Genomic DNA, 12,422 nt, shown 5'->3' with positions numbered 1-12,422 from the left:
AAGAATTGAATAAGAATCTTGCAGTGGAGGAAGTTCTCAACGAAGAAGAACTATTGGAGAAATACGACAAGGAACATGCGTTTCGCAAAAAAATCGGGAAGTGGGCATTCATCGTCAGTTTTCTGGCGATCAGCTTAACTGCTTTCCAATTATATACTGCCATTTTTGGTACTCTTCCATCCCAACAACAAAGGGGATTTCATCTTGGATTAGGATTAGGGCTAATTTTTCTTTTGTATCCAAGTCATAAAGGAGATGCGCATCGAAAACTGCCTTGGTTCTCCATTTTATTGTCGATTGGGTATATATTGATATCTTTTTATTTCTATATTTCAGAACAAATCAATCTGCCAACGCTGTTTGCTGTTCTTGTATTCGTTACTTTATTTTTGATCAGCCGAATAGCTTCTGGAAAATCGAAGTGGGGAATTCCTTGGTATGATGGTCTTCTTGCTTTTATGGGAGTTGGGGTTGGATTTTACCAGGTCATCTTTTACAAAGAAGTGATTTTCCGAACCGGGGCATATATTTCACAGGATTACATTGTGGCTGCATTAGGAGTTTTGTTGGTTTTGGAAGCGGCAAGAAGAGCAGTGGGACTTCCTATTGTCGTGGTTGCTTCCCTGGCCTTGCTGTATGCTTATCTTGGACCCTATATGCCGGGATTTTTGGCCCATCGCGGGTTTAGTATCGAAAGAATTATTACCCATTCCTATTTAAGCACCGAGGGGATTTTGGGGATTCCAATTGCGATATCTGCTACGTTTATTTATTTGTTTTTATTCTTTGGTGTCGTTTTGAGAAAAACTGGAATAGGACAATTTTTTAATGACTTGGCCTTTGCTTTGACAGGAAAATCCGTTGGGGGTCCGGCAAAGGCAGCCGTTGTGGCAAGTGCCATGCAGGGGACCGTGACAGGAAGTTCTGTTGCCAATACGGTTGGTTCGGGAAGTTTTACCATTCCTTTAATGAAGAAAGCAGGTTACAGACCAGAATTTGCTGCTGCGGTTGAAGCCTCTGCTTCCACGGGGGGACAATTGATGCCACCCATTATGGGTGCAGCTGCCTTTTTAATGATTGAATTTACCAATATGCCATATAGTCAAATTGCCTTGGCGGCAGCAATCCCAGCAGTCCTTTATTTTACCGGAATTTTTATCTCCGTCCATTTGGAATCGAAAAGGATGGGGATTTTGGGATTGCCTAAGGAACAGCTTCCTGACCTGAAAGACCTGATCATCAAGAAGGGGTATTTATTTCTTCCATTGATTGCCATCATTGCAATTTTGGTTTCGGGTCAATCTCCTATGAAGGCCGCTTATATGGGCATATTAACAGCCTTTATCGTAAGCCTTTTCAGAAAGGAAACCCGGATGAATTTTCGAGATATCCTTCATACTTTTGAGGAGGGGGCCAAGTCTGCCCTGTCGGTGATTGCGGCAGTGGCTTCAGCGGGAATCATCGTTGGAGTGGTTACATTAACCGGATTAGGTTTAAAAGTTGCCGGGGGTATTATTGACTTGGCCGGAGGAATTCTTCTATTAACCCTCTTTTTCACAATGATCGCCAGTATTGTTTTGGGGATGGGGTTACCAACGACAGCAAATTATGTCATCACGGCAACCATGGCAGCTCCTGCTCTCCTGGAATTGGGAGTTCCGGTGATTGCAGCACATCTCTTTGTGTTCTATTTTGGAATTGTGGCTGATATTACTCCACCGGTTGCATTAGCCGCTTACGCTGGATCAGGGATTGCAAGGTCAAACCCTTTTGATACCGGAGTGACTGCGGTCAAAATCGCCATTGCCGCATTCTTGATTCCATATATGTTTACGTTATCCCCTCAATTGGTTTTGGTTGGAGCTACTCCTTTAAAGGTGATTTTCTCCTTAATTACCGCCATGTTGGGGATGATTGGGGTCAGTTCAGCCATGATGGGATATTTGCGAAGGTCGTGTAATTGGCTGGAACGGCTGATTTTACTCGTTGCCGGATTAACATTAATTAACCCAGGTTTATGGACGGATATGATTGGCATTGGCGCGCTAGTTATCGTATATCTTTTACAGAGAAATCAAAAAGAGGTTGTACAAATCAGCAGTTAGAAAAGATACGGAAGATCTATTTAGCATAGAATCGCCTTGATAAATAGCCTTGATACCAGGGCTATTTTTTTGTGTTTCATAAATACAAGATTTTTTTGTAATAGGATATTAACTTTGGTAGAAATTATTTACTTTTAAATAATTATTTAGTAATATTAACATGGAATTAAAATTTAGAAAAAAATGATGATTTCGACAAATATCTACATTTCACGACAATTTTAATCATTTTTCGACAAGGAGGGCATTCAGTGCAAGAGCCTTTATTATCCATCAAGGATCTTAAAATTTATTTCTACTGTGATGATAATAAGGTAATTCCAGCCGTGGATGGAGTGAACCTGTCAATTCAAAAAAGAGAAGTATTGGCATTAGTAGGTGAATCAGGCTGTGGGAAAACGGTAACCTCCCTTTCAATTATGGGATTAGTCCCTCCTCCTGGAAGGGTGGAAAATGGCTTTATTATTTTTCAAGGAAAAGAATTGTCCCAATTATCTGATGAAGAGATGAATGTTATACGTGGCAATGAGATTTCAATGATATTTCAAGAGCCTATGACCTCTCTTAATCCGGTCCTTCGTATTGGAGAACAAATCTCAGAATCTCTTCGATATCATTTGAATATGAATAGAAAGGATGCCCGTCAGCGAACGATTCAATTATTAAAAGAAGTAGGACTGCCAAGGGCGGAGGAAATGGTTGATGAATATCCTCATCAGTTATCTGGGGGGATGCGGCAGCGGGTGATGATTGCAATGGCTCTTGCCTGTAATCCTAAACTAATTATTGCTGATGAACCTACCACTGCCTTAGACGTTACCATTCAAGCTCAAATCATTGAAGTGCTTAAAAAGATAAAGGAAAAAATGAATACTTCAATTCTTTTAATTAGTCACGATTTAGGTGTAGTTGCTGAATTAGCAGACCGTGTTGCCGTTATGTATGCCGGTAAAGTCGTAGAAGAAGCTAACGTAGAGGATATTTATAGTTATACCTCTCACCCCTACACGATTGGTCTCATGAAATCGGTACCAAACTTAGAAGATGACACAGAGCGGCTAAATTTTATTAAAGGGACAGTACCTACTGGGGATCAATTCCTGAATGGTTGTTCTTTTGCACCGCGATGTGAATGGCAGGAAAAGTTCTGTTGGGTATCGGTTCCTCCCTTGGAGACTATACGTCCTAACCACAGGGTAAGGTGTTTTTTGGCAAAGAAGGTGTTTAGCTAATGAGAAATCTGTTAGAAGTCAGGAGGCTTAAAAAATATTTTCCTGTTAAGTCAGGATTTATGCAACGTACAGTAGGGCTAATAAAAGCTGTTGATGGTGTCAGCTTTTCAATACGTGAAGGTGAAACTTTGGGGTTAGTTGGGGAATCCGGTTGTGGTAAAAGTACGGTTGGGAGAACAATACTTCAATTGTATGAACCCTCAGAGGGCGAAATTTTATTTAATGGAATAAACATAACTAAACAAAAGACAAAACAAAAACAATTAAAAAGGGAGATGCAAATGGTTTTTCAAGACCCCTTTGCTTCTCTTAATCCAAGAATGACGATTGGAGAGATGATAAAAGAACCGTTGAAGGTACATCACATTGGAGGGAAAAAAGAGCAAGAAGAAAAAATGTACCATCTACTTGAAGTTGTTGGCTTAAAACCTTCCTATGCGGATTTATATCCCCATGAATTTTCAGGAGGTCAACGTCAACGTATCGGTATAGCCCGGGCACTTGCTTTACAACCTAAATTAATTATTGCTGATGAACCTGTTTCGGCATTGGATGTTTCTATTCAATCACAAATCATTAATCTGTTACAGGATTTACAAAAAGAGTTCAAATTAACCTATTTGTTTATTTCCCATGATTTAAGTGTCGTAAAGCATATTAGTGATCATGTCGGTGTGATGTATTTGGGGAAGATCGTGGAATTGGCACCGAAAAAAAACCTGTACCAAAATCCGGCACATCCCTATACACAAGCCCTGTTGTCCGCTGTACCAGTTCCAAAACCAAGAGCAAAAAGGGAAAGGATTATATTGACTGGCGATATACCAAGCCCAGCCAATCCGCCTTCTGGATGTTCATTTCATCCAAGATGTCCTAAAGTCCATGAGCGTTGCAAAATAGAACTTCCAAAAATGTTTTTAAAGGATGAGGAACATTTTGTTGCCTGCCATCTATACGTATAAAACGCTATTTGCTTAATAAGCAAGATCACTTTTATCTTGTTTTTAATCATAAATAGTGGCTCGGAATAAAGCGATCGTTCTGAGTCCGAATGAGGGGTGAATGAGGCAAAAATGTCGATGTGAAGGCAAATATGAAAGCTGTTTTCAAAAATGTGCATGTCAAAAACACCGAAGTTTATCGGTTTTTAAAAAAGTATGTATTCAGAAATAAGCTACACGGCCAAGGAGGCTGTGGTTTTTAGCCATTCCGCAACGGACGTAAGCTGGTTTTGCTTCTTCGCTTATTCGGGCCATGCATCCGTGTGCTGAAACATGGCAATGAGATAGGCCCGGATGTTCCAATGCCGGGAGCTGCGGCCGCGGGAGGATTCCAACTTGTAATCGATCTTCTGACGCTTGATGCATCGTTCTACTCCGGTTCGCAGCGCATAGCGTTCCGCCCATTCTTTGCTATCGCGACGAATGCGCGGAAAGAAACGCGGATTATCTTTTGTGGAAGTGTACACGGTTCGTCCGTACTCTGATTCCGAACAGGGATGAGGACACTCCCACTTTCTAATCCGGAAACCAGTGACGAAGTTCGCGGTATCCGCAAATCCAGGACACCGTGTCATTGTGGCTGGCACGGAACAATCGGGGATAGACCGGCAGATCGTATGGGCTATCCGCCGCGCAGAACATATACAGTGTTCTGCCGTAGTAATATCTTTCGCGGTAACTGTCCCATCCCCAGTCGGCATCGGGATCGAAAAATTGGCGTTTGCAGACACACTGCCAGTTGCCTGTCTTGCGGCAGTCGCAGAGGAACTTTCCGTAAGAACGATCTCCGGTTGCTACCGGGGAGCCATCGCCAATGACACGAAAGTGACGGGTGTCGCCAATCAACCCTTTTGCCGCAGAAGGCAGGACGAACAACGTCTGGAACAGGTGTTGCAACAGATCATGTTCTTTGGACGTGTAATGGATCTTGCCCTCGGGCAGGATGCGGGAGACGAGCTTCTGTGTAATCTTCGGATTTTTGGGTTCTTGCTTCTCGTTCTTCTTACCTTTCTTTCGCGGTTTTTTCAAGCGGCGTTTCAAGCGTCCTGTCTTATGGGGAGAGGATGCCTTCCAAAGCCTTCGGAAGAAGTCATAGAACGTGCCGACGCCGGGCGTATCGTCAGGGGTGAAGCCGCTGAGGATGGCATAAACAGGCATGGTGCGAAGCGCACGAACCCAGTCATCAACGCTCATCCCCAGCTTGGTCATGATGAGCAAGCTGCGCAACATGTCTGCAGGGTCGCGAGGTTTCCGGCCTTTGGTTTTCGGGGAGTAACTTGAGCGCATCAAGGAAGCGGTCGCGGATAAATCGACGGGAGTGATCCAGAAAATTAAATCGCTGTAAAACTGCTGCAGTAGTGTAAGACCCCAATTCTTTAAGAGAGATAGGCAGTAAAAAATGCCTCCTCGGCGATTGTTGGGCGTTTTTGAAAATGTCAATAGGAAAGTTTGTTCACATCTCTGTTTTGGGGGTGAAACAAAAAAAGACCCTGGCTGAAAAGCTAGAGTCTACAACGGGAATGAATTTCCGAGAGTCTTATAATAAATACGGGAGGTGAATTTTTGTTTTTTCATTCAAAAAATTCTGGAGTAATTAAAAAAGGGGGAACGTAAAGGGATGAAGTTAAGAAGATACGTTTTGGTATTTGGGATTTTGTTGTTTTCAATTCTCTTAACAGCTTGTTCATCTTCAGAAGAGACTAATCAGCCGAAGAGTAATTCAAATGCGACAGGTTCAGCTTCAGATACAACAACCGGATCTAGCTCAAAAGGAGCCGAAAAACCTGCTGAACAGGAGCCTGTGTATGGGGGAGATTTAATTATTGGTTCAATTGGTGCGCCGACCACGTTTAATGCTCTCTATGCTAGTGACACAGCCAGCGGAGATATTATTGCTGCTATGTTTAATTCATTGACATCTGTTAATGAGAAATTAGAACCAATGGGCGATTTGGCAGAAAGTTGGGAGATAACAGATGATGGTCTTACTTGGACGTTTAAGCTAAAGCAAGGAGTAAAGTGGCATGATGGAGAAGAATTAACTGCTGACGATGTGGTATTCACTTATACTCTTCCCCTAAGTGATGACTTTGTCAGCGTCCGTAAATCAGATTTTGAAAATGTGGAAAGTATAGTCGCATTGGACAAATATACCGTGCAAATCAAAATTAAAGAAGTAGATGCTGACTTTGTACAACGTGTACCAGGCTATCCAATCTTACCCAAACATATTCTTGCTGATGTTCCGGTGAAGGAGCTGGAAAAGAATGAATTTAATACGAAATCCCCTATTGGTACTGGGCCATTTAAATTTGACAAATGGGTAGAAGGGGAATATGTAAAAGTAGTACGTTTTGACGATTATTTTGAAGGAAAACCCTATTTAGATTCAATAACTTGGAAAATTGTTCCTGATCAAAATGCGTTATTAGCTCAGTTGCAATCGGGAGAGATTAATGTGATGAGTCAACTCCCGGCCTCAGAATTTAACACCTGGAATAAAATGAAGGAGCAAGGAAAGATTCAGGTATTTAGTGGTCTTGATCTTGCCTATACCTATATTGGATGGAATGGTGCTAATCCGTTGTTTGCGGATAAAAAAGTACGACAAGCATTAACTTATGCATTTGATAGGGAAGCAATTATTGATGCTGTCCTTAATGGGCAAGGGGAGGTAGCCCATACTCCCGAAAGTCCATTAAGTTGGGCTTATAATCCGGATGTACCAAAGTTCAAATATGATGTGGAAAAAGCAAAGCAACTTTTAGAAGAGGCAGGCTGGAAAGATACGGATGGTGACGGTATTCGAGAAAAGGACGGAAAAAAGTTCTCATTCGAACTTATGACAAACCAAGGGAATAAATCCCGTGAGATGATTGCCCAAATTGCTCAACAGCAGTTGAAGGAAGTAGGGGTTGAGGCAAAGCCACGCTTGATGGAATGGAGTGCATTTATCAACGACTATGTCATGCCTAAGAAATTTGATGCGATCATCTTGGGCTGGAGCCTTTCCACCTATCCTGACCCAACCGATCTTTGGCATTCGAAAGAGATTGAAGAAGGATTTAACTTTGTATCATTCAACCGTCCAGATCTGGACAAATTAATGGAGAAGAATACAAAAATTCTGGATCAGGCCGAACGGAAAAAGGTACTAGGTGAGATTCAAGCAGCTATTTCAGAGGAACAACCTTATACTTTCCTTTACTATCCTATTGGAAATCGTGCCTTCCCAGTTGGATTTAAGGGATATACCTTCCACCCAAAATCTCAGATTTATCAGCCCCATAAGTGGTGGATCGAAAAGTAAATACACTATGGAGGAGGGCTGGCTTTACCCGGCCCTCCTTTAATAAAGTAAGGGGGGATTCGAATGGGAGGTTATATTTTTAGAAGAATTTTACAGGCTATTCCACTATTGATTGGAATATCCCTCATTTCCTTTGGTGTCATGTATCTGGCTCCCGGAGGTCCTATCGAATTACAATTGGATCCTTCCATCGCACAAGAGGATCGGGAAGCAGTTATACAGGAATTAGGTTTAAATGATCCATTTTATATACAGTACATACGTTGGCTAGGTGATTTTGTATCTGGAGATTTTGGCATTTCTTTTGTAAGGGATGTTCCGGTTAGCGATTTAATTCTAGCTCGTTTGCCTAATACCCTTCTATTAATGGGAGCGGCATTTATTTTTGCTGCCGTCCTCTCTATACCAATTGGAGTATTAGCCGCTAGAAAGAAGAATACATTCGTTGATAATGCCGCTACATTTTTTGCCTTTTTGGGACTAGCAACTCCTAATTTTTGGCTTGGGTTAATGCTAATAATGGCATTTGCTGTATATCTTGATTGGCTGCCGGCAGGTGGTGCCCAGACATTAAATGCTCCATTTAGTATTTGGGATCGAATACAGCATCTGATTCTTCCTATGATCACTTTGGGTACGGCAGATATGGCAGGATTAACAAGATACACTCGGGCCAGTATGTTGGAAGTATTAAATCAGGATTATATGAGAACAGCTCGTGCAAAGGGATTGAAAAAGCATCTCGTGATTTATAAACATGGACTAAGAAATGGATTGATTCCCCTTGTAACAATATTTGGTTTAACCCTTCCTGTTTTTTTTGGTGGAGCAGTATTAACAGAAAAAGTTTTTGGATGGCCCGGGATAGGATTATTGTTTATTGATTCTGTGTTTATGAGAGATTATCCCGTTATTATGGGCATAACTATGATTTCAGCTGTATTGGTGGTCATTGGAAATCTAATCGCTGATATTCTATATGCATTACTTGATCCACGGATCAACTATAAATAAAAGGGGAGGGAAAACTTTGGAAACTGTAACCAATCCGTCGGATTCAGTTCCCGTTAACAAGTCTAGAAATACCAGTTTAGCTAAAATGACCTGGCGCAGATTTCGGAAAAATAAGTTGGCTGTTTCTAGCCTTATATTTATTGTATTTATTATTTTACTTTCCCTTTTTGCTGATTTCATCACTCCCTATGAGGTTGATCAACAAAATCTATTAAAACGACTGCATCCTCCCAGTTCAGAATATTACTTTGGGACTGATGAGTTTGGAAGAGATTTGTTTACAAGAGTAATTTATGGGGGCAGGGTTTCATTGTTAGTAGGCTTCGTATCAGTAACAGGATCCATCCTGATCGGTACAGTTGTTGGGGCAATCGCTGGATATTATGGGAAATGGATTGATAATATATTGATGAGAATTGTAGATATTCTTTTATCTTTTCCCTCTATTTTTCTATTGATTACAGTTGTATCCATAATAGGACCTGATTTAAAAAATATTATTATCATATTTGCGATTCTTGGTTGGACAGGCACAGCGCGTTTGGTTAGAGGTGAATTTCTCTCATTAAAGGAACGGGAATTCGTTTTAGCAGCAAAGACAATAGGAATGTCTGATGCAAGGATCATTGTACGTCATTTATTACCGAATGCTATGGGACCGATCATTGTTTCTGCCACTTTGGGCGTAGGGGGGGTAATATTGGCAGAATCTGGATTAAGTTATTTAGGTTTAGGAATTCAACCACCAACGCCTAGTTGGGGAAATATGTTACAAAGTGCTCAAAGTATTACAATCATGTTGGAAGCTCCGTGGTATCCATTTTTACCAGGACTAATGATTTTATTAACAGTACTAGCATTTAATTTTGTCGGAGACGGTCTAAGGGATGCATTAGATCCCAAAGAATAGTCTGATTTGGTTGAATAGGCGGTATTTTGGGCTCCTGTTCTATTTATTCCCTCCTTTTATCTGAATAGGATAAGGTAAGTTGAAGGAGGAGAATGGAAATGGATAGGGTAGTTGTTGGGGTTTTATTGGACCGGTTTATTTTGCGACGTGCTTTGCTGGGAAGACCTTCTTTTGAGCGGGTAAATTGGTATACCGATTTAGCCGGGCAGTATGATCTTGAAGTGCTCTTCTTTGACATTGGCGGAATTGATCTGAATAAAGGGCGGGTCAAAGGATTTATGCGAGGGGACGGACAGGGGTATTTTCCAGCGGTTAAGCCGATTCCATGTGTCATTCATAACAGAATGCTGACAACCAATCCAAGCCTGAATCGAAAATTGTATCGCTTGCAAAACATGGAGAATGTTTGTCTCTTTAATCCGATGATTAATCGAAACAAATGGATGGTTCATACGGTTCTCCTGAGAAATGAAGAAATCAGGCCTTACCTCCCCGAGACCATTCCACTAAGAAAAGCAAAGGATGTCTTCTCTCTTATAGAGAAGCATCACGCCATTTATCTGAAGCCGGTGATCGGAAGTGTGGGAAGAGGAATCATTCGGATCAGGAAATTGGAATACAAAGCGTATAAGCTTTCCTTTTGGGATGGATCTGAAAAAGTTTGGTCAAAAAGGGAATTGGTCCGGTTTCTTCGGACCCTTCGCAGAAACTGTCTTATTCAGCAGGATGTAAGGCTGGCAAAAATAAATGGCTCCCCCTTTGATATCCGGGTCTCTGTCCAGAAGGGCCAGGATGGGAAATGGATGGTTGCCGGAATGGTGGCTAAAGTAGCAGCCTTAAGGAAAAAGGTAACCAATCTTGCCAGAGGAGGCAAGGCCATTCCGTTGGAAAAAGTCTTGGAGCAGAGCTCCTTTCATGAGAAAAAAGAAGAACTGTTGAAAGAAATAGAAAAAACATCTCTTCTCATTGCAGAAACATTAAATCAGGAATATGAAAATATTGCAGATTTAGGATTGGATATGGGTATAGATAGGACTGGGTATCCCTGGTTTATTGAAGTGAATGTAAGGGACCAGCGGTATTCCTTCGAATCTGCCAAGGAACATGCATCGTTCAGGAGAACGTACGAAAATCCAATGGCGTATGCCGCATATCTTTGTCATTCAATGGAAGCGAAATATCCGAAAGTTATGCAGTATCAACCGATGGAAGCTGCTGAAGAAACGGATCAAGTTCATCCGATGGAGCAAATGGACCAAGAGAGAGATCAAGAGAAAGAACATTTAAAAGATCAAGATAAAGTTCAATAGAAAGTTCAATAGAAACTAAAAAGCCTGGAACAACAGGCTTTTTTATAAAATTCATAAGAATAACTATACGGAGGTTTCAAATGAATAAATAGTGGGAATAAGTAGATAAACCACATTTTCTTAAGGAGGCGGTTGCATGTCAAGACTTTCCCCTGAGCAAATCCAATATAATCTGGGAAATATTCCGGGATGGAAACTGAAGGATATGGATGCAATCGAAAGAGTCTTTGATTTTTCAAATTTTGACGAAGCCATGCATTTTGTGAATGAGGTTGCCGGACTGGCCAGGGATATGAACCATCATCCTTTGATCACCATCAACTATAATAAAGTGAGTCTTACCCTAAGGACATGGGATGTACAGGGAATGACCGGGAAGGATTTCGCGTTTGCCCAGAGATTGAATAAAATGCTGGGAAACAATAAGAAAAAGCGGCTGGGACATTAGAAAGTCCCGCTTTTTTTTGCTTTTTGCTAAGAAAAGACATACTATAGAAGGGATAAATCCACATCTATAACATTGATTTAAGGAGATTTTTCATGGAGAAATTGAAAGCAGGTAATAAAGTAAAGTTAAAGGTAGAAAGGCAAGCTCCTTTCGGTTATTTTTTGTCCAATGGCGAGGAAGATGTTCTTCTTCATCAATCTGAAGTAGTTGGACAAGTGAAGTTGGGTCAGCTGCTGGAAGTGTTTTTATATCACGATTCCAAGAATCGTTTGGCTGCCACCATGTTAACGCCAAAAATCACAGAAGGGGAATATAAATTTTTAACGGTTGCTGATGTGAATTCCAGGCTCGGGGTATATGTAGATATAGGAATTCATAAGGATTTGCTGGTTTCAAAGGATGAAATGCCTACGGATAAGGAGCAGTGGCCTAGAGCAGGTGACATATTGTTTGTGGGGATTTCCTATGATAAGCAGGGGAGGATGCTTGGCATATTGGGAAAGGAAGAAAATATTCTGCCTCTGTCAAAAGAAGCTCCCCCTTCTTTGGTGAATAAATTTGTGACAGGTACCATTTATCATGTGTTTCATCTAGGAGCTTTTTTATTGACTGAAGATGGTTACATTGCGTTCCTTCATCGTGATGAAGCTGAGGGTTATAAAGTGAGATTAGGGGAAAAACTGAAGGCTCGGGTAAAGTGGGTACGACCTGATGGAAAAGTAAATCTTACCCTTCTCCCCAAAAAGGAAGAACGTTATGGGAGGGATGCTTTATTGATTCTTCAACACCTCCAGTCAAGGAATGGCATGATGCCATACAGCGATGAAACAAGCCCAGAAGTGCTCAGGCAAAAATTTAATTTAAGTAAAGCGGCCTTTAAAAGGGCTTTAGGTAAGTTGCTGAAGGAAGGAAAAGTATACCAAAAGGATGGGTGGACATATCTGAAACAGGATCAGTAAAGCAACAAAATTAGAGAAAACAATCTGAGAGGAAACGAAATAGCCCAAGTAACCTGTTTAGACGGAGATAAAGAATTCATTTTTTGTTCACAATTGTTCAAATTTCCTTCATAAGAAATTAATAAATACCCCG

11 protein-coding genes are annotated in these 12,422 nt (G+C 41.1%); 9 read left to right on the top strand and 2 right to left on the bottom strand.

What is annotated here, in order from left to right:
* The first annotated feature begins 5 nt into the window (after positions 1-5).
* The 3 genes from L1765_RS09225 (at position 6) to L1765_RS09215 (ending at position 4,299) form a co-directional block, all read left to right on the top strand.
* Positions 6-2,105: a TRAP transporter permease gene (locus L1765_RS09225; RefSeq protein ID WP_236406513.1), complete on the top strand. Its 2,100-nt coding sequence runs from the start codon at positions 6-8 to the stop codon at positions 2,103-2,105.
* Positions 2,106-2,356: 251 nt separating this feature from the next.
* On the top strand, positions 2,357-3,337 hold the full coding sequence (locus L1765_RS09220; RefSeq protein ID WP_236406511.1) for an ABC transporter ATP-binding protein: 981 nt from the start codon (positions 2,357-2,359) through the stop codon (positions 3,335-3,337).
* On the top strand, positions 3,337-4,299 hold the full coding sequence (locus L1765_RS09215) for an ABC transporter ATP-binding protein (RefSeq protein WP_268928820.1): 963 nt from the start codon (positions 3,337-3,339) through the stop codon (positions 4,297-4,299). The genes L1765_RS09220 and L1765_RS09215 overlap by 1 nt, the downstream gene beginning before the upstream one ends.
* Before the next feature lie 201 nt (positions 4,300-4,500).
* Here the strand turns inward: L1765_RS09215 and L1765_RS09210 are convergent, their stop codons facing one another.
* Positions 4,501-4,704: a hypothetical protein gene (locus tag L1765_RS09210; protein WP_236406510.1), complete on the bottom strand. Its 204-nt coding sequence runs from the start codon at positions 4,702-4,704 to the stop codon at positions 4,501-4,503.
* A 150-nt stretch (positions 4,705-4,854) separates the two neighbouring features.
* Positions 4,855-5,778: a transposase gene (locus L1765_RS09205; RefSeq protein ID WP_236406509.1), complete on the bottom strand. Its 924-nt coding sequence runs from the start codon at positions 5,776-5,778 to the stop codon at positions 4,855-4,857.
* A 178-nt stretch (positions 5,779-5,956) separates the two neighbouring features.
* Here L1765_RS09205 and L1765_RS09200 point away from each other — a divergent pair, with 178 nt between their 5' ends.
* The 6 genes from L1765_RS09200 (at position 5,957) to L1765_RS09175 (ending at position 12,289) form a co-directional block, all read left to right on the top strand.
* On the top strand, positions 5,957-7,648 hold the full coding sequence (locus L1765_RS09200; protein ID WP_236406508.1) for a peptide-binding protein: 1,692 nt from the start codon (positions 5,957-5,959) through the stop codon (positions 7,646-7,648).
* A gap of 63 nt (positions 7,649-7,711) precedes the next feature.
* Positions 7,712-8,662, top strand: a complete 951-nt coding sequence (locus L1765_RS09195; protein ID WP_236406507.1) for an ABC transporter permease — start codon at positions 7,712-7,714, stop codon at positions 8,660-8,662.
* Between the two features lie 85 nt (positions 8,663-8,747).
* Positions 8,748-9,572 carry an oligopeptide ABC transporter permease gene (opp4C, locus tag L1765_RS09190; RefSeq protein ID WP_407942243.1) on the top strand — a complete coding sequence of 275 codons (825 nt, stop codon included), beginning with the start codon at positions 8,748-8,750 and terminating at the stop codon, positions 9,570-9,572.
* 98 nt (positions 9,573-9,670) lie between these two features.
* Positions 9,671-10,882: a YheC/YheD family endospore coat-associated protein gene (locus L1765_RS09185; protein ID WP_236406504.1), complete on the top strand. Its 1,212-nt coding sequence runs from the start codon at positions 9,671-9,673 to the stop codon at positions 10,880-10,882.
* 136 nt (positions 10,883-11,018) lie between these two features.
* Positions 11,019-11,330 carry a 4a-hydroxytetrahydrobiopterin dehydratase gene (locus tag L1765_RS09180; RefSeq protein WP_236406502.1) on the top strand — a complete coding sequence of 104 codons (312 nt, stop codon included), beginning with the start codon at positions 11,019-11,021 and terminating at the stop codon, positions 11,328-11,330.
* 92 nt (positions 11,331-11,422) lie between these two features.
* The gene (locus tag L1765_RS09175; protein ID WP_236406501.1) at positions 11,423-12,289 is read left to right on the top strand and encodes a CvfB family protein; all 867 of its coding nucleotides are present in this window, start codon (positions 11,423-11,425) and stop codon (positions 12,287-12,289) included.
* Positions 12,290-12,422 lie beyond the last annotated feature (133 nt).

Source organism: Microaerobacter geothermalis (assembly GCF_021608135.1).
Classification (GTDB): Bacteria; Bacillota; Bacilli; order DSM-22679; family DSM-22679; genus Microaerobacter; species Microaerobacter geothermalis.
This window is presented reverse-complemented; position numbering and strand designations above follow the sequence as displayed.

Coding starts and splice junctions, on each gene's coding strand:
- L1765_RS09215 (WP_268928820.1), top strand. CDS start 3,337: ATGAGAAATCTGTTAGAAGTCAGGAGGCTTAAAAAATATTTTCCTGTT.
- L1765_RS09210 (WP_236406510.1), bottom strand. CDS start 4,704: ATGCATCAAGCGTCAGAAGATCGATTACAAGTTGGAATCCTCCCGCGG.
- L1765_RS09200 (WP_236406508.1), top strand. CDS start 5,957: ATGAAGTTAAGAAGATACGTTTTGGTATTTGGGATTTTGTTGTTTTCA.
- L1765_RS09195 (WP_236406507.1), top strand. CDS start 7,712: ATGGGAGGTTATATTTTTAGAAGAATTTTACAGGCTATTCCACTATTG.
- opp4C (WP_407942243.1), top strand. CDS start 8,748: ATGACCTGGCGCAGATTTCGGAAAAATAAGTTGGCTGTTTCTAGCCTT.
- L1765_RS09185 (WP_236406504.1), top strand. CDS start 9,671: ATGGATAGGGTAGTTGTTGGGGTTTTATTGGACCGGTTTATTTTGCGA.
- L1765_RS09180 (WP_236406502.1), top strand. CDS start 11,019: ATGTCAAGACTTTCCCCTGAGCAAATCCAATATAATCTGGGAAATATT.
- L1765_RS09175 (WP_236406501.1), top strand. CDS start 11,423: ATGGAGAAATTGAAAGCAGGTAATAAAGTAAAGTTAAAGGTAGAAAGG.